The 25896-nt window shown below is 62.0% G+C and carries 27 protein-coding genes; 16 read left to right on the top strand and 11 right to left on the bottom strand.

The window, feature by feature from the left end; genetic code table 11:
* The first annotated feature begins 181 nt into the window (after positions 1–181).
* The 3 genes from NKI46_RS14335 to NKI46_RS14345 all read left to right on the top strand — a co-directional run bounded on the left by NKI46_RS14335 (position 182) and on the right by NKI46_RS14345 (position 1741).
* Positions 182–1117 (top strand): Crp/Fnr family transcriptional regulator, encoded by a 936-nt coding sequence (locus tag NKI46_RS14335; protein ID WP_245260109.1) that lies wholly within the window; start codon positions 182–184, stop codon positions 1115–1117.
* Between the two features lie 19 nt (positions 1118–1136).
* Positions 1137–1373, top strand: coding sequence for a DUF6894 family protein (locus tag NKI46_RS14340; RefSeq protein WP_023668023.1), 237 nt, complete (start codon positions 1137–1139; stop codon positions 1371–1373).
* A gap of 191 nt (positions 1374–1564) precedes the next feature.
* Positions 1565–1741, top strand: a complete 177-nt coding sequence (locus NKI46_RS14345) for a hypothetical protein (protein WP_023687819.1) — start codon at positions 1565–1567, stop codon at positions 1739–1741.
* A gap of 186 nt (positions 1742–1927) precedes the next feature.
* Here NKI46_RS14345 and NKI46_RS14350 read toward each other — a convergent pair whose 3' ends face one another.
* The 4 genes from NKI46_RS14350 to NKI46_RS14365 all read right to left on the bottom strand — a co-directional run bounded on the left by NKI46_RS14350 (position 1928) and on the right by NKI46_RS14365 (position 4555).
* Entirely contained in the window at positions 1928–2320 is a 393-nt protein-coding gene (locus NKI46_RS14350) for a response regulator (RefSeq protein WP_023668021.1), read from the bottom strand.
* 242 nt (positions 2321–2562) lie between these two features.
* Complete coding sequence (locus NKI46_RS14355) at positions 2563–3093, bottom strand: DUF1003 domain-containing protein (protein ID WP_023668020.1); 531 nt, start codon at positions 3091–3093, stop codon at positions 2563–2565.
* A 20-nt stretch (positions 3094–3113) separates the two neighbouring features.
* A complete protein-coding gene (locus NKI46_RS14360) occupies positions 3114–4172 on the bottom strand; it encodes an alpha/beta fold hydrolase (RefSeq protein WP_352746690.1) in 1059 nt (352 codons plus the stop codon).
* A gap of 128 nt (positions 4173–4300) precedes the next feature.
* A complete protein-coding gene (locus NKI46_RS14365) occupies positions 4301–4555 on the bottom strand; it encodes a hypothetical protein (protein ID WP_352746692.1) in 255 nt (84 codons plus the stop codon).
* 220 nt (positions 4556–4775) lie between these two features.
* Here NKI46_RS14365 and NKI46_RS14370 point away from each other — a divergent pair, with 220 nt between their 5' ends.
* From NKI46_RS14370 to NKI46_RS14430, 13 genes are all read left to right on the top strand, one after another.
* Complete coding sequence (locus NKI46_RS14370; protein ID WP_352746694.1) at positions 4776–7928, top strand: GAF domain-containing protein; 3153 nt, start codon at positions 4776–4778, stop codon at positions 7926–7928.
* Between the two features lie 379 nt (positions 7929–8307).
* Entirely contained in the window at positions 8308–9276 is a 969-nt protein-coding gene (locus NKI46_RS14375) for a manganese catalase family protein (RefSeq protein WP_023691426.1), read from the top strand.
* A 135-nt stretch (positions 9277–9411) separates the two neighbouring features.
* Entirely contained in the window at positions 9412–10461 is a 1050-nt protein-coding gene (locus tag NKI46_RS14380; RefSeq protein ID WP_352746697.1) for a chemotaxis protein CheB, read from the top strand.
* Between the two features lie 273 nt (positions 10462–10734).
* Positions 10735–11517: a heme-binding protein gene (locus tag NKI46_RS14385; RefSeq protein ID WP_023712209.1), complete on the top strand. Its 783-nt coding sequence runs from the start codon at positions 10735–10737 to the stop codon at positions 11515–11517.
* Complete coding sequence (locus NKI46_RS14390) at positions 11514–13391, top strand: methanol/ethanol family PQQ-dependent dehydrogenase (RefSeq protein WP_352746700.1); 1878 nt, start codon at positions 11514–11516, stop codon at positions 13389–13391. The genes NKI46_RS14385 and NKI46_RS14390 overlap by 4 nt, the downstream gene beginning before the upstream one ends.
* Positions 13372–14241: a substrate-binding domain-containing protein gene (locus NKI46_RS14395; protein WP_023754469.1), complete on the top strand. Its 870-nt coding sequence runs from the start codon at positions 13372–13374 to the stop codon at positions 14239–14241. The genes NKI46_RS14390 and NKI46_RS14395 overlap by 20 nt, the downstream gene beginning before the upstream one ends.
* Complete coding sequence (locus NKI46_RS14400) at positions 14238–14771, top strand: c-type cytochrome (RefSeq protein ID WP_023668011.1); 534 nt, start codon at positions 14238–14240, stop codon at positions 14769–14771. Before NKI46_RS14395 ends, NKI46_RS14400 begins: the two co-directional genes overlap by 4 nt.
* Entirely contained in the window at positions 14768–15781 is a 1014-nt protein-coding gene (gene coxB, locus NKI46_RS14405; protein WP_352746703.1) for a cytochrome c oxidase subunit II, read from the top strand. Before NKI46_RS14400 ends, coxB begins: the two co-directional genes overlap by 4 nt.
* A complete protein-coding gene (ctaD, locus tag NKI46_RS14410) occupies positions 15778–17748 on the top strand; it encodes a cytochrome c oxidase subunit I (RefSeq protein ID WP_023681117.1) in 1971 nt (656 codons plus the stop codon). Before coxB ends, ctaD begins: the two co-directional genes overlap by 4 nt.
* Positions 17745–18350 (top strand): cytochrome c oxidase subunit 3, encoded by a 606-nt coding sequence (locus NKI46_RS14415; RefSeq protein ID WP_023681116.1) that lies wholly within the window; start codon positions 17745–17747, stop codon positions 18348–18350. The genes ctaD and NKI46_RS14415 overlap by 4 nt, the downstream gene beginning before the upstream one ends.
* Complete coding sequence (locus tag NKI46_RS14420; protein WP_023681115.1) at positions 18350–18691, top strand: hypothetical protein; 342 nt, start codon at positions 18350–18352, stop codon at positions 18689–18691. The genes NKI46_RS14415 and NKI46_RS14420 overlap by 1 nt, the downstream gene beginning before the upstream one ends.
* On the top strand, positions 18688–19566 hold the full coding sequence (locus tag NKI46_RS14425; RefSeq protein WP_352497972.1) for a cytochrome c oxidase assembly protein: 879 nt from the start codon (positions 18688–18690) through the stop codon (positions 19564–19566). The genes NKI46_RS14420 and NKI46_RS14425 overlap by 4 nt, the downstream gene beginning before the upstream one ends.
* Entirely contained in the window at positions 19547–19963 is a 417-nt protein-coding gene (locus NKI46_RS14430; RefSeq protein ID WP_023712217.1) for a c-type cytochrome, read from the top strand. Before NKI46_RS14425 ends, NKI46_RS14430 begins: the two co-directional genes overlap by 20 nt.
* Before the next feature lies 1 nt (position 19964).
* Here the strand turns inward: NKI46_RS14430 and NKI46_RS14435 are convergent, their stop codons facing one another.
* From NKI46_RS14435 to NKI46_RS14465, 7 genes are read right to left on the bottom strand one after another with little or no spacing between them, the layout of a single operon-like run.
* Positions 19965–20771 (bottom strand): lanthanide ABC transporter permease protein PedC, encoded by an 807-nt coding sequence (locus tag NKI46_RS14435; RefSeq protein WP_023681112.1) that lies wholly within the window; start codon positions 20769–20771, stop codon positions 19965–19967.
* A complete protein-coding gene (locus NKI46_RS14440; protein WP_023681111.1) occupies positions 20768–21493 on the bottom strand; it encodes a lanthanide ABC transporter ATP-binding protein PedB/LutE in 726 nt (241 codons plus the stop codon). The genes NKI46_RS14435 and NKI46_RS14440 overlap by 4 nt, the downstream gene beginning before the upstream one ends.
* Positions 21490–22452 (bottom strand): PQQ-dependent catabolism-associated beta-propeller protein, encoded by a 963-nt coding sequence (locus NKI46_RS14445; RefSeq protein WP_352746707.1) that lies wholly within the window; start codon positions 22450–22452, stop codon positions 21490–21492. The genes NKI46_RS14440 and NKI46_RS14445 overlap by 4 nt, the downstream gene beginning before the upstream one ends.
* Positions 22440–23615 carry a lanthanide ABC transporter ABC transporter substrate-binding protein PedA1 gene (locus NKI46_RS14450; RefSeq protein WP_352459509.1) on the bottom strand — a complete coding sequence of 392 codons (1176 nt, stop codon included), beginning with the start codon at positions 23613–23615 and terminating at the stop codon, positions 22440–22442. The genes NKI46_RS14445 and NKI46_RS14450 overlap by 13 nt, the downstream gene beginning before the upstream one ends.
* A complete protein-coding gene (locus tag NKI46_RS14455) occupies positions 23612–24283 on the bottom strand; it encodes an ABC transporter ATP-binding protein (protein WP_023714661.1) in 672 nt (223 codons plus the stop codon). Before NKI46_RS14455 ends, NKI46_RS14450 begins: the two co-directional genes overlap by 4 nt.
* Entirely contained in the window at positions 24283–25167 is an 885-nt protein-coding gene (locus tag NKI46_RS14460; RefSeq protein ID WP_245260469.1) for an ABC transporter permease, read from the bottom strand. Before NKI46_RS14460 ends, NKI46_RS14455 begins: the two co-directional genes overlap by 1 nt.
* Positions 25061–25891 (bottom strand): ABC transporter substrate-binding protein, encoded by an 831-nt coding sequence (locus tag NKI46_RS14465; RefSeq protein ID WP_352608564.1) that lies wholly within the window; start codon positions 25889–25891, stop codon positions 25061–25063. The genes NKI46_RS14460 and NKI46_RS14465 overlap by 107 nt, the downstream gene beginning before the upstream one ends.
* Positions 25892–25896 lie beyond the last annotated feature (5 nt).

Consider the following 25896-nt stretch of genomic DNA (forward strand, 5'->3'; position numbering starts at 1 on the left):
AGCGGAGCCACCCCGTTCCTGGCGGCGCATCAAAGAGTTCCAGGACGGGCTGCGGGTGCAGCCCTTGAATGGGCGGAGCGACAGGGTCAAAGCTGCGCCGTGATCGGCGAACTCCTGGGGCTGGCTGCCCAGCGGGAAAATTTCTAACCGAGCCTATGTCATAGGTTAATGCATTGCTGCCTTGCTCACCTATGGCTGTCCTAAAAAACTGGTGCTTCGATCATTCCGGGATCTTCAACCACGCTCGACGCTGGCAAAACGCTCCAGGCATGGGACCATGCCGCACGGCGGCGCCTTCTGCCGCCGCGCATATGTCCCCATGCCAGTCGGAACTTTTGGCGCGGATAATAGTTCGATCACCAACATCAGCCAGGTAGTCAATTTGTTCCCCACCTCATCCTCGGATGTACTCATTCGCAAGCTTCAGACCATCTCGGATCTTCGAGAGGCCGACATCGGCGTTCTGAAAGGCATTCCGATCCAGGAGAAGGAATATTTGGCCAACCACGATCTGGTGCGTGAGGGCGACCGTCCTGTTTACTCGTTTGTCGTTCTTGATGGCTTGGTCGGTTCCACCAAACATACGGGCGAAGGAAAGCGACAAATCACATCATTCTTCGTCGCCGGCGACATTCCTGATCTGCATGGGCTGCATCTGTCGGTCATGGATTGTAACTTCTCGACCCTTACGCCGGCGCGAATAGGTTTCATGCGGCATGACACCCTGCGTGCCGTTTGCGACCAGCACCCTCGCATCGCCACCGCTTTTTGGCGGTCGACGTTGATAGATGCCGCGATTTATAGGGAGTGGGTCATCAATGTGGGAAGACGCGAGGCATACACCCGCATGGCTCACATCCTGTGCGAACTGATTTTTCGCTTGCGCTCCATGGGGCGCATTGAGGATCACGTGGCGGATATCCCCATTACACAGGCGGCCCTTGGCGATGCGCTGGGTTTGTCCACGGTCCACGTCAACCGGATGCTCCAGGAACTACGACGCAGAGGCCTCATTGCCACCTCGGGATCAAAAGTTCACGCACTGGACTGGGCTGGCCTCACTCACGCAGGAGATTTCGACACGACCTACCTGCACCAAAGGAACCCCGCAGATTAGCAGTGACGGAAGCTCTCCGATGGCACGATTTTTCTTCGACAGCGGCGATGGCGATCTCATCTTCGAGGACGAAATAGGTGTCGAATGCGCTGGCCTCGAAGAGGTCCGCCGCGCGGGATTCGAGGGCCTTGTCGACCTCACGAGAGAGTCACTGAAGAGCGTCGACGGGCAGCAATTGTTTATCGAAGTGCGTGATGAAAACGGCGCCAAGATTTTGCGGCTGAGCCTCTCGCTTCGGGTAAAATCGAACGTATAAATTTGCACTCTACGCGCAGCGTTAGGCGAGCGGACTGGGACTGCAAACATCCACTGGCATGTCGTGTCTCAAAACCAGGCCACTTTTGAGCGACATGCATTAACCCATAGATTGTGCCTCGATTTGTGTACAGGACAGGGAACCATCAAAGAGCCGCCGAGTTCGTCCAACGGACAAGCCCGGAATCTAACATGGAAGAAATCGGCAAGGCACAACAAAAGGTCATAGCCCGCCTCATACGGGAGTGGATTTCATCGGACGCCAATCGTCGCCAGCTTCGCCAGTTGCTGGATCTGCCGACAGACGCGGACATGCCCAGCGAGCATCGGTCATTGCTTGACGAACTCGACCGAAAGCTCAACCAATGAGCGCCCCTGCTTTCGGGAGGGCTCCCGAGTGGATGCGAGCCGGTGGCGAGGGGAAAGGAGCTGAGGTCGACATCTGGTTGAGGCCGCCGACATTTGACCCAAGCAGACGCGAACGCTTTACGCCGGACGGCGCCGATTGGCCGAAGAAGAATGTTCGGTGGTGTTCGCGGAGCCGCGGTCCGATTCCTAGAGGTGAGTTTCTGCACCTTGCTGCGCGTTTAAAAGTTGAGAAACGGCAGTTATGATCTGCGGCAGAAAAAAGGGCTTGGTGATCATTATGCTGTTGGGCACACCTTCCGCTCCCCAGTGTACCGCGCTGTCGCCACTGATATAGACAACCGGGATGGTAGAGTTGGACCTTCGCAAGTGCCGAGCGACCTCCCACCCCGACTGTCCTGGTCCCAGACGGATGTCCGTGAGTACGGCCTTGAACTTGGTCGGATCGGGGTCGAAAGCCGCCAGCGCCTCGGCGGCACTCCGAGTGCCGACCACCTGGAAGCCGGCCTCCTCCAAAGCTGACTCGAGGTCGAGCAGGATCATTGTCTCATCTTCGACGATCAGAACAGCACCTTCGCTCATCCGGAATCTCCCCAAGCCGCCACCGCTAATACGATTTCGGCGTCAACTTGGTTCCATCTGACGCGCAGCAGCCTGTTGGTTATCGAAGTTCTACGCTGCTTCGATTGCGCGGCGGACTTGTGACGTCGGGAAGCCGCCCTGGAGAACGCCGACGCCGGCTTAGCTGCTTCGACAGCCCTGGACAATGAGGCTGATTACAGGCTGCAGCCGACGCTGAACCGTTGCCGGCGAGGTCGCTTTGATCAAGCGTTCTCCTGATCTTCAGAAGCTTGCTGGATTTGCGTCATCACCTTTTGGGGATCGACATTCTCGGCGAGTTCCGGCAGCTCTTTGTCGGCCGGGGTCGAGATATTCAGACGCGCCGTCAAGGCAGCCACCATCTCGATCAGCCGCGTGGTTTCATGTTCGTTCAGAAGGCTGATCTGCAAATCCAGTTCGGCTCGGCGCTCGCTGTGGGCGGCCATTCTGTTCTGATTGATCAGCACAAAGGTAGACAGGAAGATTGCCTCAACCGAGGCGACCATGGCCAGGATCACGAAAGTCGGGTCCCAGGCTGGGACGGCTGGTATCGCGCCAAGGTTCGCGAGCACCCAGACGACAAGAATTGCAAGGTGCAGATAGACGAAAGTCATGCTTCCCGCGAAGCGCGAAACAGCGCCGGCGACCCACGCTTGAACGCCTTGGTGCTCCTCTTGCTGCCGCCTGTGCTCCACCAGGGCCTGTATGTTCTGGTGGAGCACCGACTGCATGTCGGCTGGACGTTGGTCGCTCATTTGAAAGCCCCGTTTGGAGATCATTCCGTGCAAGCGGCGTCGCTTATCGCCGGTGGCTCCCGCGAGGCCGGATCTGCCTTGAACTCGTCGGCACGCGACTTGGGTCGCTGCCGACGGCCCGCTTGGAACAAGGCGTGCCGCCCTGCAATAGTGTGCACCATGCCAACCACTGCTTGCGGGGCGCTCTGATGAACCATGTGGCCGGCGCCCGGAACCACCTCAAGGAGAGACCCACCGACTTCCGCGTGCAAGCGTCGTGCATCGCGTTGCGCGTCGAACAAACGATCCCCGGATCCCGCCATGATGCCGGTGGGCACGGCAATGTCCCTATAGTTGGCTTTTCCCAACAGGGACGCGGCCAGCATCGATGCTGTCTCCAGAGAAACCGCCCGCAGTTGGGAAGGGCGGCTGGCGACATCTTTGGCAAGTGCGGCGAACTCGCCAGCGACGACGGCGGGTTTAAAGATCTTCTCCATTGCCCAATGCCAAGCAAGCCTTACAAGCGGCGGCAGCAAGGTGTGACGAAACGCGGTGCCGATCACAGGCAGTGCAGGGAGTGCGGCCAGTGCAAGATCCAGCCGCGGTGGCGGATAGTAATAGCCCGAGACCAGCACGATGCCCACGACCGATTGAGAATGCCTTCGCGCCAATTCGAGGGCGATCCAAGCTCCCCAGGAATGTCCAAGCACGAGGTATTTCTCTATACCCAGCCCGCAGGCCGCGGCATGTATAAGGTCGGCTTGGTCGCGAGCGGACCAACGCCGGCCGCGCGGCCGTGAGCTTCGCCCAAAACCGGGACGATCAAATGCAAGCACCCGGTAGGTCTTTGCCGCCTCATCGAAGATGCCGCTCGACTTGAAATCCTCCGCCATGGATCCATTGCCATGCAGGAGAAGGAGCGGCATGCCGGTTCCGGCTTCGATAAAATGCAGGCGCACACCATAGATCTCCATCACACGTCCGCACGCCCGGCCGGCAATCGCACGTTTGGCGCGGATGGCGTTGTATGCCGCCAGCGCCGCCAACGAGGCCGCGAGCAACCCGGTCGCGAGTTTCGGTCCATCTCTGTCGAACGCCATGCCCGTGCCTGTTGGAAACTATCTGCCGACCCCAACTCTCGGGGCGAAAGCTTGTTCCGCCAGACAAGACAACGCTGTACAACCGGCTCAAGCGGCTAAAGTAGGCCTTCTCCATGGAGTTCGGACCGTTAAGCCTGGGCAGCGCTGCTGCCTCCCATTTTCCAATCACCCTGCCAACGTGCGCGCACGGCAATCATCAGCATGGCCGCTTCCGTCATCCCGGTCTGGAAAAGTCTGACCAGCTCTCTCGCGATGGATTCTGCCACGGTAGTGTCCGACGAAATCTCAAATTCCTCACACAGCGCGTCGAAAACCGACCGAAGCGTTTTCAGGTCGTCTGGATAGAGAGCGTCCGTATTCGTAAGAATGGGTCGGTCAAGCATCAAACGTCTCCAAACGAGTGAAGTGCGGTTCGGGCACCCAGCCAGCGGGAGCTCGTCAAGTGCCCGCTGGTTTCCCCTTTATCCGCCACAGCGCGCCAAGCTGTCATTAACCTATGACCGGTGCGGCATGTTCGGCTGACCGGCCCGCCAAAGAAACTGCCGTCCTGCGGGGAACTCTTGGCCGCAGACTGCATTTAAGTCCGGGCAAAACGGGGGCGAAATGGGGGCCACTTCAAGCAATCCGCGATCTGAACTGCAGCGCTTCGAGCTTTTGGCAGCGCTGGGCGACCGTATTCGCGAGATTACGGATCCCGCAGAACTGGCCTACGCAGCCGCGGAACTGCTGGGGAACCATTTTGGCATCAGCCGAGCCGGATACGGCACGATCGATCTAGAGAAAGAAACGATCACCATCGACAGGGACTGGAACGCGCCAGGCATCAAAAGCCTGGCTGGGACGTTGAATTTCAGGAACTACGGCACGTATATCGAGGATTTGAAGCGAGGCGAAACCGTTGTCTTTGAAAACGCCGAGACAGATCCGCGAACCAGCGGCCATGCGGAGGCCCTCAAAGCCATCAGCGCCCAATCCGTCATCAACATGCCCGTTACCGAGCATGGCGGGCTGGTGGCGCTGTTATACCTGAACCACTCCGCGCCCAGACGCTGGGCGACGGAGGAAGTAGCCCTCATTTCGGCAGTCGCGGACCGGACGCGTACGGCGATAGAACGCCTTCGCGCCGAACTGGCCCTGCGTGAGAACGCCGAACGCCTTGCTTTTCTCGACCGCCTCGGCAGGGAGATAGCCCTCGCGGCCGACGCAGATGCTGTCATGCAGATCACCACTCGGCTCCTCGGCGAACATCTTGGCGTGTCGATTTGCGCCTATGCCGACATGGAGCAGGACCAAGACCATTTCACCATCCGCGGCGATTGGAGCGCACCTGGCTCGCCCAGCATCAGGGGATATTACAGTCTTGCCGATTTCGGTCGCCTGGCTGTCACCAACCTCAGCGCCAACAAGCCGCTTATCATCAACAACAACCTTGAGGAAATTGCTCCCGAGGAAGCGAAGACCTTTCAGGATATCGGGATAACGGCAACCATCTGTATGCCTTTGGTGAAACAAGGCCGACTGACTGCCCTGATGGCCATCCACGACAAGCAGCGCCGCGTCTGGTCGCAACGCGAACTGTCCTTGCTGACCGAGGTGACGGAGCGGTCCTGGGCTCACATCGAGCGCGTTCGCTCGGAGCAGGCGGCACGGGCGAGCGAGGAGCGGCTGAGGCTTGCCACCGACGCGGCCGCTATCGGCACCTGGGATTACGATCCCATCAGCGGAGTGCTGCGTTGGGACGACCGGTGCAAAGCCCTTTTTGGTTTGCCGCCGGACGCGGAGGTGACATATGAAAGCGCCTTCCTGGCGGGCCTCCACCCGGAAGATCGCGCACGGGCCGACGAGGCCGTACGCCAGTCGCTCGCGCCGGGCACCCCCTCCCGCTACGACATCGAATACCGGACGATCGGCCTTCGGGATGGCAAGGAGCGCTGGATTGCCGCAACGGGGGAAGCGCTTTTCCAGTCCGGCCGTGCGATCCGCTTCATCGGCACCGTGGTCGACGTCACCGCGCGAAAGCGGGTGGAGCATCAGCTTCAGTTGATGAACGCCACTGCGGCAGCCGTGGCGGCCGAGCTTGACGTAGAGCGAATTGTCCAGACGGTAACCGATGCCGGCGTGGTGCTGTCGGGCGCACAATTTGGAGCTTTCTTCTACAATGTGATCGACGACAAGGGCGACAGCTATGTGCTCTACGCCCTGTCGGGGGCACCTCGTTCTGCTTTCGAAAACTTTCCGATGCCGCGCAACACCGCGGTGTTCGAGCCCACTTTCCGCGGAACAAGCGTGGTGCGTTCCGACGATATCCTCACCGATCCGCGCTACGGCAAGAACTGGCCCCGCAAGGGAATGCCGGAGGGCCATCTGCCGGTGCGTTCCTATCTCGCCGTGCCGGTCGTCTCGCGTTCGGGCGAGGTGCTGGGTGGCCTCTTCCTTGGCCATCCAGAAATCGGCGTCTTCGCCGAACAGCAAGAGGCGGCCTTGCTGGGGCTTGCGGGCCATGCCGCGACGGCAATCGACAACTCCCGACTGTTCAAGGCGCTGCAGACACTCAACGGCACGCTCGAACAGCGTGTCAAAGATGAAGTAGCGGAACGCGCCAGAGCAGAAGAGCACCTGCGCCAAGCCCAGAAGATGGAAGCTGTCGGACAGCTCACCGGTGGCATCGCGCACGACTTCAACAATATGCTGGCCGTCATCATCGGCGGCCTGAACCTTGTGCAGCGCAAGCTCAGAAACGGCGATACCAACGTCCACCAATTCGTAACCGGCGCGATCGATGGAGCACAACGTGCCGCAGAACTTACCAGGCGACTGCTCGCCTTTTCCCGCCAGCAACCACTGGCGCCGAAGCGGCTGAATCCAAATCGCCTCGTCTCCGGTATGAGCGAATTGCTGAACCGGACGCTTGGCGAGACCATTCAGATCGAGACCGTGCTCGCTGCGGGCCTATGGCATGTCGAGGCCGACGCAGGGCAATTGGAAAGCGCGCTGCTCAACCTTTGCGTCAACGCAAGGGATGCCATGCCTGCTGGCGGCAAGCTGACGATCGAGACATCAAACGCCCACGTCGACGATCGCTATGCCAGGGAGAACGCGATCCCCTCCGGCCAGTATGTGATGATAGCGGTCACCGATACAGGAACGGGCATGACTGCTGATGTTGTCGCAAGAGCCTTCGATCCGTTCTTCACCACCAAGGGGGTCGGCAAAGGCACCGGGCTGGGACTCAGCCAAGTCTATGGGTTTGTTCGCCAGTCCGGCGGCAGTGTGAAGATCTATTCCGAGCAGGGCATCGGAACCACCTTGAAAATATATTTGCCGCGCTCGCACCACGGCGTGCTCGACAGCCAAATCGACGTCGTGGCAGGCGAGCACCCCGGCTGTGCAGACGAGATCATCATGGTTGTCGAGGATGAAGATCGCGTCCGGCTGATGGCGGCGGAAGCGCTGCGGGAACTGGGCTACTCCGTGCTGGAAATGCAAGGCCCACGCGACGCGCTGGTGGCCGTCGAAAGCGGGCAAGTGCCGTCGCTTTTGTTCACCGACGTGGTGATGCCGGAGATGTCGGGCCGGGAGCTGGTGGATCAGGTCAAGACAATGCACCCGTCGCTAAAAGTGCTCTACACCACCGGCTACACACGAAATGCGATTGTCCACAACGGCACGCTCGATTTCGGAACCGAACTTTTGACCAAGCCCTACACGATCGACGAATTGGCAGAGAAAGTCCGGAAGGTGCTGGATCGAAAGTGAACGGGCAACAGCCCGCGACGCTCGCCGTGTGACCGAACCCGGCGTTTGCCGCGTAAGGTGTGCGGCGAAACGGGCCGAAGGTGTCGACACCGACATCGTATTAATATGGGCCGGCTTCACTTTTCCGAGCCAGTATCCCTCCAGATTTTGTCTACCTCTTGCCCATCCGCGGCCTTGCTCATTGCCGTGATGGCGCAGCACGATCGAAATCTCGTTGCCGCCGGTCACCAGTCGGAGAATCCCGGCGAGAAATAAATGCCGCCTCTGGCTCCCTGCGATGCTCAACACTGAAGCTGCCGTAAAAATGCTCGCTGGCCGATGGCCGGATGGAACAATCATCTTGCGGGGATGTTCGGATGATCTAACCGGAGAGATGTCCATGTTCATGCACAACAAGCGCCTGCAATACACCGTTCGCGTCTCGGAGCCGAATCCTCGCCTGGCCTGCATGATCATGGAACAGTTCGGCGGCGCCGATGGCGAGCTTGCAGCGGCCATGCGCTATTTCACGCAAGGGCTTGGCGAGGACGATCTTGGCCGTCGCGACATGTTGCTCGATATTGCGACCGAAGAACTCAGCCATCTCGAAGTGGTGGGATCAATCGTCACCATGCTCAACAAGGGGCTCAAGGCACAGCTGGCCGAGGGCCAAATGAAGGAAGCGGACCTTTACCTGATGATCGGCGCCAGCGGCACAACAGCCAAGGAATCAATTCTGTTCGGCGGCGCTCCCGCGCTGTGCGACTCAGCCGGCGTTCCCTGGACCGCGGCCTATGTCGACTCGCGCGGTGAACCTACGGTGGATTTGCGGTCGAATATCGCCGCCGAAGCCCGCGCCAAGATCGTTTACGAACGCCTCATCAACATCACCGACGACCCGGGAATCAAGGACGCGCTCGGCTTCCTGATGACCCGCGAGATCGCGCACCAGAAGTCGTTCGAGAAAGCACTCTACGCGATCGAAAACAATTTCCCTTCCGGCAAGCTCCCAGGCGTAGAGAAGTACGCCAGCATGTATGTCAACACCTCTCAAGGCGACGGCGATGTCGCTGGCCCATGGAATTCCGGCGAAGAGTGGGATCGGATCGATGACCTTGAAGAGGTGATGCCCGTCGACGGCGGAGACGGCCTGGCAACTGTCAAGCTGGGGGCCAAAGACCTGAAGGTGGTGGCCAGGATGGCCGACCGTACGCTTTCCGATCCGGCTTCCGATCCGACAACAGGCGCTGATCTAGGAGCGGGCCCGGGAGCTGGCCGTACCAAGAACGCCGATTTCGGCGGCGCGGCAAGCATTCAGGAGGCCCCGGCCGTGGCAGAGGCTGCTGTCAAACGCGCACGTAGGCGTTAGTACAGAGCCGACGCGGGCATCTATGTTCCGCGATGCGGCCGGAAGCTAACACCGACGAAGGCAGGGCGCCCGACCACCAGCGGACTGGCCGGAGCGCTCGCATCGACATCTGTGCTGAATGTGGGTGAAGCAACCATGGCCACCGCCGCACCACGATCAGATTCGGAGCGTGCGGGCCAGCCGGACAAGGTCCGTCCCGACGGTTGCGAGAACCGGTGCATCGTGACAATCGGAGCATCGGCCGGCGGCGTCGACGCGCTGAAGAGACTTGTCCGCGACCTTTCGCCGGACATCCCGGCGGCTCTCCTCGTCGTACAGCACGTTGGTCCCACGAGTTACCTCGGCGACATTCTCGGTCGCGCTGCCAACATGCCCGTTGCAAATGCCTCCAACGGCATGAAGGTTAAAAACGGGCACATCTTCGTTGCACCGCCTGGAGCTCACCTTCTGTTACACGACGATCATATGCTGCTGCGGCGCGGGCCGCGCGAGAACCTGGCGCGCCCCGCCATCGACCCTCTGTTTCGATCGGCCGCTTGCAGCTTTGGCGGCAGCGTGATCGGCGTCGTGCTCACAGGCAGCCTCTCCGACGGCACCGCCGGCCTGCACGCAATCAGGATGTGCGGAGGCGTCAGCGTAGTCCAGGACCCCGGCGACGCCGCAGTACCCGATATGCCGCTGAGCGCCTTGCAGAATGTGGAAATCGACCATTGCGTCCCTCTGTCCGAAATGGCTGGCCTGTTGCACAGGCTTGCTTCCGAAATCGCAGGGCCGACACCAGAAATCCCGTCCGGCATCCGCCTTGAGGCAGCGATTGCAGCTCAGGAGCACAGCACAATGGAATTGACCGAAGGCCAGCTTGGCGCCCCCTCGACATTTGTCTGCCCCGAATGTCATGGCCCCCTATGGGAGATCGAAGACGGGCCGATTACCCGTTACCGCTGCCACACCGGACATGCGTTCGGAGCGGACGTTTTAATGCAGGCCCAGGCTGACGATGCGGAACAGGCTCTTTGGAGCCTTTTAAGAGCGCACCAGCAGCGGGCTGAGTTGGCGAAACGTACGGCAAAACGCGAAGCCGCGCGGGAAAGACACAGCCTGGCCAGCCAAATGGCTGCGCGGGCCGCGGAGTACGAAGCCGACGCGAAACTTATTGAAGAGATCATCCATCGTCGAACGCCGTGACAAGGCAACAGCGTTTGTCAAGGCGGGTGCGTCTGCGCCATCCCGATCGCATTTTCCTGGATCAGCCGCGTTGCCTCACCGCTTGGCCTGTGGCCACGGGTATCCAGGTCCCATGCTTTGATTGAACACCTGCACCCAAATCCAACTGCACGAATTTTATGCAAAGCAGGAACATAGAAGCATTACGCGAGTTAGGCACTGACCCATTGGACGTATCCTCGCATTCTGCGGTCTGCCTGGGTGGTCCTTGTTTTGTAAACGAATGCCAGGACAATGTATCGCTCGCAGCTTTTCGTACCTCTTTTTGGCCTGCTGTTGCTGATGGGTGGCCTGTTCCACGGGCACGAGGCCATGGCGCAGGAACCCTGTCCGGCCGATCACGATAAGCTGCTTGCAGCCCTGAAAGCCAACGTGAAGGCAAGCGGCGGACCAGCCAATGGCGGCTTTGAAACCAACGAATGGGCAGCCATCGTTGCCCGTGACGGCACTGTCTGCGCGATTGCGTTCAGCGGCCCCACCCCCGACTCGCAATGGCCGGGAAGTCGGCTCATAGCAGCGGAGAAAGCCAACACGGCCAACGGTCTCAGCCTGGCTCAGATGGCCCTCTCGACGGCCAATCTCTATGCGGGGGTGCAGCCCGGCGGACCGCTATTTGGCCTGCAGGAGACCAATCCCGTCAACCAGGCCGCGGCCTATACGGGCGATCCCAAAACGTTCGGAAGCGCCGGCGACCCGCTCGTCGGCAAGCCGATCGGAGGCGTCGTGGTGTTTGGCGGCGGGCTTGCCCTCTACGACGGCAAGAGCATTGTCGGCGGCCTCGGCGTTTCAGGCGACTCCTCATGCGCCGATCACAATGTCGCCTGGCGTATCCGCGCGGCGCTCGGCTTCGACAAGGTCCCGGCAGGCGTCAATCCAAATCGCAAGGATGCCATTGTCTACGATCTGGACCCCGGCGGCAAAAGCGCTTCGGGCTGGGGCCATCCGCTTTGTGCCGGAACGGAGGCCGACATCGCGGCCGAACTCGGCGCCGGCGTGGGAGGCTCGATCAATAAATGAAAGCTATGCCGCAGTTGGCATTAACGCGCGTTGACGTAGAACGACGTACCCGCAAATTGGCAGCCGGGAATTCCTTTGGCGCTATCCTTCTGGTGACGCTGCTCGCCTGCGTGCTGCTTCTGGGCGCTGCGTCCGAGCCTCCTAAAACGCCAGCGATCGTACCGCCAGCCGCAGCCTCGCCACCCGATGACGGCCAATGGACGATGCCGGCCAAGAACTACGCGTCGACGCGCTTCAGCGAACTCTCCGAGATCAATGAAGGCAACGTCAAGAACCTGCAGGTCGCGTTCACGTTCTCGACAGGCGTGAACAAGGGCCAGGAAGCAGCGCCGCTGGTCGTCGGCAACACCATGTATATCGTGACGCCCTTTCCCAACTTCGTCTATGCGCTCGATCTCTCCAAGCCCGGCGCCCCGATGAAGTGGAAGTACGAACCCAATCCCGAGCCGGCGGCACAGGGAGTGGCTTGCTGCGACGTCGTCAACCGCGGGGTGGCATTCGCCGACGGGCGCATTTTTTTCAATACGCTGGACGGCCACACGATTGCCCTTGATGCGAACACGGGCAAGCCGATCTGGAACACTCATGTCGGCAACATCAACATCGGCGAGACCATCACCATGGCGCCGCTTGTGGTGAAGGGCAAAGTGCTGGTCGGCAACTCCGGCGGCGAGATGGGCGTTCGCGGCTGGGTAAAGGCGCTCGACGCCGGCGACGGTCATGTCGTCTGGATCGCCTATAGCACCGGGCCGGACAAGGACGTGCTGATCGGATCGGACTTCAAGCCGCACTACGACATGGACAAAGGCAAGGATCTTGGCGTCACGACGTGGCCGCCGGAAGCCTGGAAGATCGGCGGCGGCAACATGTGGGGCTGGATTTCCTATGATCCCGATCTGAACCTGATCTTCCACGGCACCGGCAATCCCGGACCATGGAATCCGGATTTGCGGCCGGGCGACAACAAGTGGACGTCTGGCATTTTCGCGCGCGATCCCGACACCGGCGCGGCGAAATGGTTTTATCAATGGAGCCCGCATGACCTCCACGATTATGACGGCATCAACGAGCAGATCCTGCTCGACATGTCCTGGCACGGCAAGCCGCGCAAGGTGCTGATCCGGCCGGAGCGCAACGGCTATCTCTACATCCTCGACCGGACAACCGGCGAGGTGCTGTCGGCAAAACCGTTTGGTCCGGTCAACTCCAGCAAAGGTGTGGATCTGAAAACCGGTCGGCTGATCGTAAACCCGGACAAGAAGACCGGCACCGGCAAGGTCGTTCGCGATATCTGTCCGACGGCGTCGGGCCTCAAGGACTGGCAGCCTTCCGCGTTCTCGCCGAAGACCGGCCTGCTCTACATCCCGCACAACAATCTGTGCATGGATGAAGAAGGCGTCGAGGTGAACTACATTGCCGGCACGCCCTATGTGGGCATGAACGTCCGCATGATACCAGGGCCCGGCGGTAATCGCGGCGCCTTCACCGCCTGGGACATCGCCGCGGAGAAACCCGCCTGGAGCCTCAAGGAGAATTTCCCGGTGTGGAGCGGCGCGGTGGTGACCGCCGGCGACGTTGTCTTCTATGGCACGATGGAAGGCTGGTTCAAGGCGGTCAGCGCCAAGACCGGAGACCTGCTTTGGCAGTTCAAGACCTCGTCCGGGATCATCGGCCAGCCCATCACCTATCGCGGTCCCGACGGGCACCAATATGTCGCCATCCTCTCAGGCGTCGGCGGCTGGGCCGGCGCCATTGTATCGGGCGATCTTGACCCGCGTGACGCCACCGCCGCGCTCGGTTTCGTCAATGCCATGAAGGATCTGAAGAACGCGACAACCTCGGGAGGCACGCTTTATGTGTTCCGGCTGCCTTGATGGATTGTACTTGACCGTAGGTCCGGCGCGAAAGGGGTGTCAACGGCTGGCGATCGGCATGGCCGCGATCGCCTTCGTGTTCTTGACGGCCACAGCCGACGCACGTGAGCTGAGGGTCTGCGCCGATCCGAACAACCTGCCATTCTCCAACGCGGCAGGTCAGGGCTTCGAGAACAGGATCGCCGAAATCGTTGCGTCCGATCTCGGCGCCAAGCTGACCTATACCTGGTGGGCGCAGCGTCGCGGCTTCATCCGCAACACGCTGAAGGCGGGCCTGTGCGATCTCGTGCCGGGCACGCCGAGCAACCTCGAAATGCTGCGCACCACCACGCCCTACTACCGATCGTCCTATGTCTTCGTCACCCGCAGGGACGGCCCCGACGTAGCATCGTTCAATGATCCGCGGCTGCGCGACATGCGGATCGGTGTTCAGCTCATCGGCGACGATGGCGCCAATTCGCCTCCGGTCCAGGCGCTTGGCCGCCGCGGTATCGTCGGGCACCTCGTTGGCTATCCGGTCTATGGCGACTATTCCGCCCCCAACCCGCCGGCGCGCATCGTCGAAGCGGTGGCGAGTGGCGAGATCGACCTTGCCGTGGTCTGGGGCCCCCTCGCCGGCTACTTCGCCGCCAGGCAGAAGGTGCCGCTCCGCATCACGCCGGTTGCGCCCCGCATCGACGGACCGCAACTGCCGATGATCTACGACATCTCGATGGGCGTCCGCCGCGAAGACGATGCGCTGCGCGGCGATGTCAATGGCGCCCTCTCCAGGCACAAGGTCGAGATAGATGCCTTGCTGTCACAGTACGGCGTGCCGCGCCTCGATGCCTCGGGGAGCCCGGTGCGATGAGAGCCGTTGTGGCCATGCTCCTGTTTCCAGTCCTGGCGCTCGCTGCCTGCCAGCGCGAGGAACGTGACACGCGCCCGCAATCGGCGCTCGGATCGGGCGAGCAGCCGACGCCTGTGACCACGCTGGAGCCCGGCGGACAGCGCCCCCCCGCCAGCGATAACAAGGCGGCGAGCTTCGAGGCCAACGCCTTCCATATGAGCGAAGGGAAACGGCTTTTCGGCTGGTTCAACTGTTCGGGATGCCACGCCAATGGCGGCGGCGGCATGGGGCCGGCCCTGATGGACCAGAAGTGGCTCTATGGCAGCTCGATCGAAAGCATCCATGCCACGATCCGCGACGGTCGGCCAAACGGCATGCCGAGCTTCCGCGACAAGATTCCCGACGACCAGATCTGGGAGCTTGCGGCTTTCGTGCGCTCGCTGAGCGGCAACGCGCCGTCTTCCGCCGCGCCGCAACGCAATGACGACATGATGGCGCATCCGTCGGAAAACCGCATGCCCGACGCGGCCACGCTGGGGAAGTCGCCGTGAAACGTCTCGTCTCGATGGCGTTCGCCACCGCCGGCGCTCTGTTGCTCCAGGGATGCGCGGGCTGGCAATCCGCCCTCGACCCGAAAGGTCCCGCGGCGAGCGAACTGGCATGGCTGATCTGGTTCTTCACCGCGCTCTGCGCCGTGGTGTGGGTGCTGGTGATGATCGCCCTCGTCGTACCCTTGATGATGCGGTCGCGCGCGCAGGCGGAGCCGCTCGCGATCAAGGCCGGCGCCGACGACCGGAAGCTGCGCGCGGTGATGACCGCCGTCGGGTTGACCGCCATTGTCCTGATCGGACTGACCTTGCTGAGCTTCTTCGCCAACAGGACGCTCGCCGCGATCGGCTCGGATGCCGCACTGACCATTCGGGTCACCGGCCATCAATGGTGGTGGGAGGTGCGCTATGAGGATGCCACGCCAAGCCGGATCCTGACCACGGCGAACGAGATCCATATCCCCGCCGGGGAGCCGGTGAAGCTTCTTCTGACCTCGACCGACGTCATCCATTCCTTCTGGATTCCGAGCCTTTCGGGCAAGCTCGACCTCATTCCCGGCCACATGAACGTGCTCGACCTCAAGGCAGACAAGCCTGGTGTTTACCGAGGTCAATGCGCCGAGTTCTGCGGGGCGCAGCACGCAAACATGGGCACCTTCATCATCGCCGAGCCGCGTGCGAAGTTCGACGCCTGGTGGAACGACCAGTTGCAGCCGGCAGCTACTCCGACGGGGGGCGAGGCCAAGGCCGGCCAGGATCTGTTTCTGAAGCGCCCTTGCGTGATGTGTCACAGAATAGGCGGCACGCCTGCCGGAGGAACGGTCGCCCCTGACCTCACCCATATAGCCAGCCGGCAGACGCTTGCCGCCGGGACATTGACGATGAGCCGCGGCAATCTCGCCGCCTGGATAGCCGACCCACAGGGCATCAAGCCCGGATCCCACATGCCGGTGGTGGAGCTCAGCGGCGACGAACTCAACGCCATGGTCGCCTACCTCGAGGCGCTTAAATGAGCAGCGCGGACCTCACAAGCGAACGCGACCTGCCGCGCGAAACGCCCGCCACAGGCGACGTCGCACCCGAGCATGACGGACCGCGCGACACCGGCATGGACGATGCCAGCCTGGATCGCTGGCTGGCGCGGACATGGCGCACGCCCCCCGGCATCATCGGCGCGCTGTCGAGCGTCGACCACAAGGTCGTCGCACGGCGCTATCTGATCACCGCCTTCGTGTTTCTGTGCCTGGGCGGGCTCAACGCTGTCGCGATGCGCATCCAGCTCTCAGGGCCGCAGCGCGGTCTGATCGGCCCGGACCTCTACAACCAGCTGTTCACGATGCATGGTGTGACCATGATGTTCCTGTTCGCCGTGCCCATCGTGCAGGCGACAGGCATCTATCTCGTCCCGCTGATGGTCGGCAGCCGCAACATCGCCTTTCCCCGCCTGAACGCGTTCAGCTACTGGATCTATGTTTCGGGCGGTATATTTGCCTGGGTGTCTTTCGCGCTCAACATGGCGCCCGACGTCGGCTGGTTTGCTTATGTGCCACTGTCAGGCCCCGAATTCGCGCCGGGCAAGCGGGCCGACGTCTGGGCCCAGATGATCACTTATACAGAAGTATCCTCGCTGGCGGTCGCGGTGGCAACCATCGTCACCGTGTTCAAGCAGCGAGCCCCCGGCATGTCGCTGGACAGGATTCCGCTCTACGTCTGGGCAATGCTGGTTACCTCCTTCGTCGTCGTCTTCGCCATGCCCGCGGTGATGATCACCTCGACCTTCCTGATCCTCGACCGGCTGGTCGGCACACATATCTTCAACCCCGCCGAGGGCGGCGACGCACTGCTCTTCCAGCATCTGTTCTGGTTCTTTGGCCATCCCGAGGTCTACATCATCTTCCTGCCGGCGACGGGCATGGTCTCCGCGATCATCCCGGTCTTCGCCCGGCGTCCCGTGTTCGGGCATCTCGGGCTGGTCTTGTCGCTGATCGCCGTCGGTTTCCTTTCGTTCGGCCTCTGGGTCCATCACATGTTCGCGACGGGGCTACCCAAGCTCGGCGCCAGCTTCTTCACCGCGTCGAGCATGCTGATCGCCATCCCCAATGGCGTTCAGATCTTCTGCTGGCTGGCGACCTTGTGGGACGGCAGGCCGGTGATCCGCACGCCGCTGCTGTTCGTGTTCGGCTTCTTTTTCATCTTCGTCATCGGCGGCCTCACCGGCGTCATGCTCGCTTCGGTGCCGCTGGACCTCCAGGTGCACGACACCTATTTCGTCGTCGCCCATTTCCATTACGTGCTGATCGGCGGTTCGGTCTTCCCGCTGCTGGGCGCGGCCTATTTCTGGTTCCCCAAGATCAGCGGCCGCATGATGAGCGAGCGTCTCGGGCGCTGGCATTTCTGGCTGGCTTTCATCGGCTTCAACGCAGCTTTTTTTCCAATGCATCTCGTCGGGCTCTGGGGCATGCCACGAAGGGTCTACACCTATCCGGCCGAGCTTGGCTGGGGCAACATCAACCTGTTCATCAGCGCTGGCGCGGTGCTCTTTTTCCTCAGCTTCGTACTGTTCACTTTCAATCTTGTACACGGCGCGTTGAAGGGCGCGCTGGCCGGAAACAATCCCTGGGATGCCGGTACGCTCGAATGGGCGACGTCTTCGCCGCCGCCAAGCTATAATTTCGCGCGGATACCGATTGTCACACACGTCGAGCCGCTCTGGGCCGAACGGGAGGCGCTGCCTGTGGCGACCGGACTCCGCGTCGATGTCCGTGAGCTGTTGATCTCAACCGTGGCGGAAGCCCACCCCGACATTCGCGAGAAATCGGCGACACCGTCGATCTGGCCGCTGCTGGCAGCAATCGCTGTCGGCGGTACGTTTGTCTATTCGATCTTCACGCCCTGGGCGATCGTCTGGGGCGCCGCGCCCATCGCCATCACCTTGATCGGCTGGTTCTGGCCCAAGGACGACCCGGAGGATGAGGGATGAGTGAGCGTCCCAGCTTGGATCTTTCGGACCTCCCAACCTTTGGACATGGTCCGCGCAGCCCGACCTGGTGGGGAACGCTCGGCTTCATGGCGCTGGAAGGCATGGGCTTTGCGTTGGCCGCCGGCGCTTATCTCTATCTCGCCACTTTGTGGCCCAACTGGCGTCTAAGCGCCCCGCACCCCAACCATTGGCCCGGAACGATCGTCACCATCCTGTTCATTATCAGCGTGGTGCCGAATCACATCCTCCACGGCCATGCCAAGCAATGCGCGATCGTGCCGGTGCGGATCGGGCTGGTGGTGATGTCGCTGCTCGGTCTGGCCCCGCTTGTCGTGCGCTGGTTCGAATTCCCGGCGCTGAACATCTACTGGGACACGAACGCCTATGGTTCGATGCTCTGGGTGCTGCTCGGGCTGCATACCACACACCTGATCACCGATGTCGGCGACACCATCGTTTTGACGGTGCTGATGTTCACACGCCATGGCTATAGCGGCCGGCGCTTCGGCGATGTCGGCGACAATGTCTTCTATTGGGATTTCGTGGTGCTGACCTGGATCCCGATCTATCTGCTCATCTACTGGATGCCGAGGCTAGGCTGATGCGTGCGTTGAAAATGGGAACGTCCTGGGGTGGTCTTCTGTCGGGGCCGATGGCTTGGGCAATCTCGACGCAGCTGAACTACGCACTCGTACCATGGCAGTGCAACCGCCAGGTGCCGGTGGTGCTTCCCGTAGCACTGGTGCTCGCCGTGCTTTCGCTGCTCGGCGGTGCCTTGTCATGGCGGGCGAAGCGGCAGGGCGGCGCCGCCTTCAAGCCTGAGCGCACGCGCAGCACCGAGCAGTTCGTCGCCGATCTCGGCATGCTTGCGGCATTGCTGTTTGCCCTCGTTATCATCATGCAAGGCAGCGCAGCTCTCATTCTCGACGAGTGCCTGCGATGAGCTTCGACGCGTTCTTCTCGACCTCGATCTGCTACGGCACCGGCGCGCCCGAGGCCGGATGGACGCTCGCATTTCCCATCACGTTTCCGCTGGCCGCCATTGCCTTCCTTTATGCCATCGGAGCGACTCGGTTGTGGCGCCGCAGCAGCCGAGGCCGTCCCGAGCGGATGCGGCAGGCGTTGTTGTTCGCCGCCGGTTGGGGCGTGCTGACGGCAGCACTGGTCAGCCCCATCCATGCGCTCGGCGAGCGGGTGTTTGCCGCCCATATGATCGAGCATGAACTGCTGATGGCGGTCGCGGCGCCCCTCCTTGTCGCCGCTTGCCCAGGGGCGGTCCTGCTCTGGTCCTTGCCGGCCTCACTTCGCCGCGGAACGGGCAAGCTCACGCGCGCAAAGACGCTGCAATCGGTTTGGGCCCTGGTGATCCGCCCCCTCAACGCGACGATCATTCACGGCGTCGCCATCTGGATCTGGCACATTCCGGCGTTGTTCCAGGCAGCGCTCCAGCAGGGCTTTCTTCATTATGCCCAGCATGCGAGCTTCCTCGGCACAGCCTTGCTGTTCTGGTGGGCGCTCCTACCGCGCCCCGGTCGACAGCAGACCTCTGGCAACTCCGTCATGCATCTTTTCTTCACCTCGCTTCATACCGGCCTGCTCGGTGTCCTGCTGCTGATGTCGCCCAAACTCTGGTATCCGGAGAATGGCGCCGGCGCGGCATTGTGGGGAATGACCGCGATCGAGGACCAGCAGCTCGCCGGATTGGTAATGTGGGTTCCGGCCGGCTTGATCTATGGCGGCGCCGCCCTGCTGCTCGCCGGCCTCTGGATAAGCAGCAGCGCAACCAGGGAGGCAACACATGCGCTCAGACCTGGGTAGGCTGATCGGGGGCGCCCTTGCCGCAATCCTGCTGCTGACCGCGGCTGTCGCAGCGGCGACTTTGTGGTCCGACCGGCGCGACCGTGTCCGGCACGAGTCGGATGCGGCGACCGGGGGCGTAGGCGCTCGCGCCATTCCAATCATGACGGCGAATGGCTGCTCCGGCTGCCATACGATACCCGGCGTGCCGGGTGCGCAAGGCCAGGTCGGACCCCGCCTGGACGGTGGCCTTGCCGACAGGGTCTTTATCGGTGGCCTGCTGGCAAACAATCCGGAGAACATGATCCGCTGGATACGCTCGGCGAGAGAAGTCAATCCGCACACGGCCATGCCGTCTACGAGGATCACCGAGCAACAGGCGCGGGACATCGCCGCTTATCTCTATGCGTTGAGGTAAATCAGCCCTCGCCGCCGCGCCGGGACCACAAGCCGCGGCCGGGATCGTAGCCGATGACCGCCGCGAGGAAGAAGGCGATGAGGCAGCCAAGGACCACAATCGCCGCGACAGGATCGAACCGCAGATAGAGCGCGAAGCGTATCAGCTCGACCGCCGAGCTGAACGGGTTCCAGGCGGCGATTGTTGCCAGCACCGGTCCCGCCTCGGCAAGCCGCCACAGCGGATAGAGCGCCGTCGAGGCAAAGAACACCGGAAAGATGACGAAATTCATGACACCGGCAAAGTTCTCCATCTGTGTCGAAACCGAGGAGACAAGCAGGCCGAACGCGCCAAGCATCAGGCCCGCCAGCACGAGCGCCGGAAATACCGCGACGTAGCCGAGAACGGGCGGCCGCACATCCCAGAAACGCGCGATCAACAGAAACAAATAGACCAGCGGCACGCCGACGATCACGCTGGCCAGCAGGCGCGCCGCAAGCAGGTACCAGCGCGGCAATGGTGCGGTCAGCAACAAGCGCATGCTGCCCATCTCGCGATCGTAGACCATGGCCAGCGAACTCGCCATGGCATGGAAGAGCAGCATCATGGCCGCTAGCCCGGGCACCACATACACGTCATAGAGAACATAGGTCTGGTAGGGTGGCGTGATCGACAGACCGAGAACGGAGCGGAAGCCAGCGGCAAAGATTGCCAGCCAGACCAGCGGCCGTACCATCGCCGAGAGCAGCCGGCCGCGTTGCCGCAACGTGCGCAGCATCTCCCTGCGCAGGATGCCGTTGAGCGCGCGCACCGCGTGAGACGTTTTCATTCGGACTCCGTCAGCGACGCGAAGGCCTCGCCCGTGCTCGCTACACCGAGATCGGTAGCCAGGCGATCGGCGCGGCCGGCCCACCGCATTGTGCCTCGATGCAGCACCACCACATCGTCATCCGCCGTTAGTTCTTCCAGAAAATGTGTTGCCCACAGGACGGCAATGCCGCGCTCGCGGCAAAGCTCCCGCACGTGCCGCTCGAGCGCGCGGCGGCCAGGCACGTCGAGCCCGGTGGTCGGCTCATCCAGCAGCAAAAGGCGTGGGCTATGCATCAGAGCGCGTGCTATCTCGACACGGCGACGCTGCCCCCCGGAAAGCGCTCGGGCAGGATCGTCGATCCTGTCCAGCACGTCCAGCCGGCCGAGTTCGTGGATGGAGCGCTCCTTGCTCAAGGCCTGGCTAAGCCCATGCAAGGCCGCGTGGTAACGCAGGTTCTCGCCGGCCGTCAGATCGAGATCGAGGGTCGGCAACTGGAAGACGACCCCCATCTGCGTCAACGCGGCGGACGAGTTGACATCCATCGCCTGGTCGAAGACATGCACCGAGCCGGAGCGGGCGTGATAAAGCCCGGTGATCAGCGAGAACAACGTCGTCTTGCCGGCGCCATTGCGGCCTAGCAAGATGCACATCTTGCCTTGGGCCACAGAGAAAGAAACGCCGTCGAGAACCCGCCGGTTTCCGAAACTATGGCCCAGATTCTCGACCGACAAGGCGTTCATGGCCCGATCACGACGCCCCACGGCCCCCGCCCTACCGGCAGCGATTTCACCACCTCCTGGTTTTCCAGATCGATAAACGAAATATCGCCGGAATTCCCGTTTGCGCTGACCAGGCGCTTCTCGTCGCCGGAGAGCGCAACGTGCCAGGGTCGTTGACCAACAAGGTAGAGCCGACGGACCGCCAGCGTTTTCACATCGACTTCCGCAATCCTGTTGGCGGGGCCGAGCGCCACATAGACGGTCGTGCCATCGCGGGACGTCGCCATGCCGACCGCCTGCACACCCTCGCGTCGTATACCCGGCACCTCGAACTCGACTTTGCCAGTCTGCGCGCGCGTTGCCGTGTCGAAGACGGTGACGGTGCCCCGGATCTCCGAGGACACCCAGAATTGCTTACCGTCCGGCGAGAATAAAGCCGCGCGCGGCCGGGTATCGACCAGCAGATTGTCGACGAGTTCAAGCGTGCCTGCGTCGATCAGATGCACCATGCTGGTGGTCTCCGAAGTGCAGGCGACATAGCGGCCGTCGGCGCTGGCCGCCATTCCTTCCGGTTCGACGCCGACATCCACGGTGCCGATGACCTTGGCCGCGGTGATGTCCACCACCGACACCAGATTGTCATTCTCGTTGGCGACGAACAGCCGCTTGCCATCGGGATGGACTGCGAAGAATTCCGGATCGGCTCCCGAAGGCAGTTCCCCGACGACCCGCCGCTTCGCGACGTCGACCACGCCGATGCGGTTGTCGTCGCCTTCCGCGACGAACAGCATCTTGTTGTCGATCGACAGTGCCAGCCCGCGCGGACGGCGGCCGACATCGATCGTCGCCAGCAAAGTCATTGTCACGCCGTCGACGACCGCGACGGTATTATCCTGCTCATTGGAAACGTAGATGGTCTCGGCGGCGGCGGGAGCAGCAAGAGCGAACGCCGCCAACAACAGCGTCATCAGAACTTGCATGTGCTCTCCTCCAGGTCGATGCCCAGCGTGTCGAGCGGCGTGCGCTGATGCAGGAAGCCCGGTTGCGGTGAGCTGGAAATCAAGAGGCGAGGCCCGGCGATCAAAATGGGCTGGCGCATCTGTCCGTCCCAGGGACGGAAACTAAGCCCCTGCCCCTTGAAGCCAGCGAGAAGAAACGCGTCGCCGCGTATATATCTGCCGATTGCCGCGGGATCGAGACTGTGCAGGCGCGTCGCCGCTTCGCCGATACTGCGCACAGCGAGCCAGGCCGCGTAGTCGCTGGGCAACATCCAGCGCCCTGCCTGCCTGTGGAAACGGTCCTGCAGTTGCGTGGCGCCCCATTCCTCGCTGACAGCGCTCCAGCCTGTGGCGACAAGCCCTTGCGTGCCGGCGACGATTCTCGGCAGCGCAGTGCGGCCCTCCAGATAGGCGCCGAATTCATCCGCCTCGTCGGCGACCACGAGCACATCATAGTCGCTGACCTGCGTGACCGCCGGTATTTCGGTCTGCAGCGTGACATGCCCTGTATCGGCACGTCCGTTGGCGGGCCTGAATGTCCACGGCTGGTCGATCGTGATCTCGGCTCCGAAGCGAGCCGCCGCCCGTCGAAAGGCCGCAGCCATCGCCTGATCCTGCGAATGCGGCCCCACAAGCAGGAACCAACGCTGCCAGCGCTTCCAGGCGAGATATTGCGCCAGCCCGTCGGCGAGCATGGCGCGGCTCGGGATCGTGTGCAGGACGTTCCCACGGCAGTCCTGCTGGCGAAGCACGTCGTCCGGCGCCCGGCTGTTGAGCAACGTCATCTGCTCGGCACCGGGCGCGGCACTGGCCTGTAGAAGCTGACTGGCGTCGAGATCGGCGACGACAAAGGCGATGCCGGCATCGGCGAATTGTCTTACCGCGTCGTCCGGCGTTTCGGTTGGTTTCAATAACCTTTCCTCCAGCCGAAATTTCTGCCCAAGAAACCGGCCGGTGCTTTCGTCGTCGGCAATGCCGAGCCGTGCGCCTTGCAGGCCGTCGTCGGTGACGGTTTCATCAAGGGGTCCAAGGGGCAGAGCCGGTTTGCGCTCCTGGCCGATATACCCGATCACCATCGTCTGTTGCTCGGTGGCGCCAGGGCCGGTGATCAGCAAAAGAAAGAGAAGGCCCAGCAACAGTCTCATTGTGTCGCCCCCAGCCCAAAGCGCGACGATCCCGCTTCATCGCCACGAGAGATTGCGACATCGCGCACGATGCGGGCCGGCGATCCCTCCAGAACAATAACCCGATCACCCAGCGACGAGGCATATGCGAGATCATGCGTAACCAGCAGCGTGGTAGTCCGCCGACTGGCGAAACAATCCTGCAGCAGGCGGCGCATGTCTTGCGCGGTCGCCTCGTCGAGTGAAGCGAATGGCTCGTCGAGGAGCAGGAGCGCAGGCTCCACGGCGAGCGCCCGGGCAAGCGCTACGCGCCGCGCCATGCCGCCCGAGAGTCGCTGCGGATAGCTCTTCTCATTGCCTTTCAGGCCGACAGCGGCAAGCCACCGGGCCGCATCGGGCGCGCGATCCGGGATGGCCATCTCTACATTGCGCAAGGCGGTGAGCCAGGGCAGCAGCCTCGGTGTCTGGAACAGCATGCCTATCGGAAGCGGTCGTCCGCTCACGCTGCCGCGAAATTCGCGGTCGACGCCCGAAACGATCGACAGCAGCGTCGACTTGCCGACACCGGAAGGGCCGGTCAGGACGCAGACCTGTCCGTCGGCTATATCAAGCGACAGCGCGCGAAAGATCGTCCGGCGCTGTCCGTCATCACCGGGGAAAGTCTTGTCCTCGATCCTGATCCTCAGCATCAGCGTCGCCAGGCGAACAGACGACGTTCCAACGGCACAAGCAGTCCATACTCTATGGCAAGCATCACAACGCCGAAGCTGATCGCATAGGCAAGGATGTGGGTGACGTCGAAGTTCTGAAAATAGACCTGTAGCTGGAACCCGACGCCGTTGGAGCGGCCGAGCAGTTCGGCGAGCAACACGATCTTCCACGTCAATGCCAGCCCGCTGCGCAGGGTGACGAGAAAGAACGGCGCCAATTGCGGCAGCACGACATGCTGCAGCTTTGCAGCACGCCCGAAGCGATAGAGCTCAGCCATTTCGGCAAAGTCCTTGTCCAGCCGGCTGGCGCCTTCACGAATAGTCACCACGACATTGGGGATCTTGTTGAGCGCGACCGCAAGGACAAGCGCAGTCTCGGCAAGACCAAGCCAGATATAAATTAGAATGACCGTGATCAGCGCCGGCATGTTGAGGAGTAACACGATCCAAGGCCTCATCCATATGTCGGCTCTGTGCGAGCGGCCTGCCGCGTAGCCAAGGGCCGCGCCGATGACGATTGCCGACCCGAGGCTTGCCACGACGCGCGCAAGCGAGATGCCCAAATGGTATGGCAGCTCGCCCCGAACCGCTTCGTGCAGGAGAACCGAAACAACCTGGACCGGACCAGGAAACAGCCGATCGGCGGCGATTGATGATGCAATCTGCCAGACGAGCACCATGGTCAGCAATGCCGCAGTGGATTGACAACGCTGCATTGTGATGGGGAACGCTGGGACATCGGTCATTGGCGCGAGCTCAAGCCGGTATGGCCCGGAAGACACCAGGATCGAGGCTCGTCGCCTTGCCGACCAGATCCTCGCCGCCCAATTCGGCCAGGATTGCAAACAACCGGGCCGCGCCATCACGTTCGTCTTTGCCGAACCGACGAGGGATTCCGGCTCGATAGGCGGCGCGTAACGCCGCCTGTAGGTGAGGATCGTCCGTGCCCAATAGGGGCGCGAGCACCCGCCATTCGTCGTCCGAAGACTCGAGCAGCGACTTCGCTGCCGCGGTCGCGCTCGTGAATCGCGCGAGGGCTATCGGGTTGGCCCGCGCCCAGCTTTCATGGAAGACGTAGCCGAGCATCGGCAAGTCCACGGATACGCCAAGCCCCTGCAGGATTTGCGCGACACTGAGCAGAGGCCTTGCCCCCTCTGACTCGAGACGGGCGGCGAAATTCCAGAACGTCAGCAGTGCATCCAGTCGCCCCGCCAGAAATTCCTGCTCCAACAAAGGCGGCGCGCCGAACACTGGCTCCACCTCTTCAGCAAGATCGCGCTTCACCTGACGGAGGCCGAGCGCGCGCAATAGGATCCAGCTTTTGTCCAGCGGACCACCTGCGATCCCCAGCCTTTTGCCCTTGAGGTCCGCAAGAGTTCGAATGGGCGAGCCTTGCGGCAGTTCCAGCGCGCCGACGGCACGAGAATAGGGATAGAAGACCAGATCAGCGCCTTCGCTGCGCTGGCGCATGACCCACACCCAGTCCGAAACGATGACGTCGACGCTGCCCGCCAGCAATGCGGTCTTACCGGCTTCGGTACCGGCAAGCCGCTGAGCCTCGATTGATACGCCGTGAACAGTGTCCAACGCAT

This window comes from Mesorhizobium sp. M0615, from assembly GCF_040320805.1.
Taxonomy (GTDB): domain Bacteria; phylum Pseudomonadota; class Alphaproteobacteria; order Rhizobiales; family Rhizobiaceae; genus Mesorhizobium.

Coding starts and splice junctions, on each gene's coding strand:
- NKI46_RS14340 (WP_023668023.1), top strand. CDS start 1,137: ATGGCACGATTTTTCTTCGACAGCGGCGATGGCGATCTCATCTTCGAG.
- NKI46_RS14345 (WP_023687819.1), top strand. CDS start 1,565: ATGGAAGAAATCGGCAAGGCACAACAAAAGGTCATAGCCCGCCTCATA.
- NKI46_RS14350 (WP_023668021.1), bottom strand. CDS start 2,320: ATGAGCGAAGGTGCTGTTCTGATCGTCGAAGATGAGACAATGATCCTG.
- NKI46_RS14355 (WP_023668020.1), bottom strand. CDS start 3,093: ATGAGCGACCAACGTCCAGCCGACATGCAGTCGGTGCTCCACCAGAAC.
- NKI46_RS14360 (WP_352746690.1), bottom strand. CDS start 4,172: ATGGCGTTCGACAGAGATGGACCGAAACTCGCGACCGGGTTGCTCGCG.
- NKI46_RS14365 (WP_352746692.1), bottom strand. CDS start 4,555: ATGCTTGACCGACCCATTCTTACGAATACGGACGCTCTCTATCCAGAC.
- NKI46_RS14370 (WP_352746694.1), top strand. CDS start 4,776: ATGGGGGCCACTTCAAGCAATCCGCGATCTGAACTGCAGCGCTTCGAG.
- NKI46_RS14375 (WP_023691426.1), top strand. CDS start 8,308: ATGTTCATGCACAACAAGCGCCTGCAATACACCGTTCGCGTCTCGGAG.
- NKI46_RS14380 (WP_352746697.1), top strand. CDS start 9,412: ATGGCCACCGCCGCACCACGATCAGATTCGGAGCGTGCGGGCCAGCCG.
- NKI46_RS14385 (WP_023712209.1), top strand. CDS start 10,735: ATGTATCGCTCGCAGCTTTTCGTACCTCTTTTTGGCCTGCTGTTGCTG.
- NKI46_RS14390 (WP_352746700.1), top strand. CDS start 11,514: ATGAAAGCTATGCCGCAGTTGGCATTAACGCGCGTTGACGTAGAACGA.
- NKI46_RS14395 (WP_023754469.1), top strand. CDS start 13,372: ATGTGTTCCGGCTGCCTTGATGGATTGTACTTGACCGTAGGTCCGGCG.
- NKI46_RS14400 (WP_023668011.1), top strand. CDS start 14,238: ATGAGAGCCGTTGTGGCCATGCTCCTGTTTCCAGTCCTGGCGCTCGCT.
- ctaD (WP_023681117.1), top strand. CDS start 15,778: ATGAGCAGCGCGGACCTCACAAGCGAACGCGACCTGCCGCGCGAAACG.
- NKI46_RS14415 (WP_023681116.1), top strand. CDS start 17,745: ATGAGTGAGCGTCCCAGCTTGGATCTTTCGGACCTCCCAACCTTTGGA.
- NKI46_RS14420 (WP_023681115.1), top strand. CDS start 18,350: ATGCGTGCGTTGAAAATGGGAACGTCCTGGGGTGGTCTTCTGTCGGGG.
- NKI46_RS14425 (WP_352497972.1), top strand. CDS start 18,688: ATGAGCTTCGACGCGTTCTTCTCGACCTCGATCTGCTACGGCACCGGC.
- NKI46_RS14430 (WP_023712217.1), top strand. CDS start 19,547: ATGCGCTCAGACCTGGGTAGGCTGATCGGGGGCGCCCTTGCCGCAATC.
- NKI46_RS14435 (WP_023681112.1), bottom strand. CDS start 20,771: ATGAAAACGTCTCACGCGGTGCGCGCGCTCAACGGCATCCTGCGCAGG.
- NKI46_RS14440 (WP_023681111.1), bottom strand. CDS start 21,493: ATGAACGCCTTGTCGGTCGAGAATCTGGGCCATAGTTTCGGAAACCGG.
- NKI46_RS14445 (WP_352746707.1), bottom strand. CDS start 22,452: ATGCAAGTTCTGATGACGCTGTTGTTGGCGGCGTTCGCTCTTGCTGCT.
- NKI46_RS14450 (WP_352459509.1), bottom strand. CDS start 23,615: ATGAGACTGTTGCTGGGCCTTCTCTTTCTTTTGCTGATCACCGGCCCT.
- NKI46_RS14455 (WP_023714661.1), bottom strand. CDS start 24,283: ATGCTGAGGATCAGGATCGAGGACAAGACTTTCCCCGGTGATGACGGA.
- NKI46_RS14460 (WP_245260469.1), bottom strand. CDS start 25,167: ATGGCGCGGCCCGGTTGTTTGCAATCCTGGCCGAATTGGGCGGCGAGG.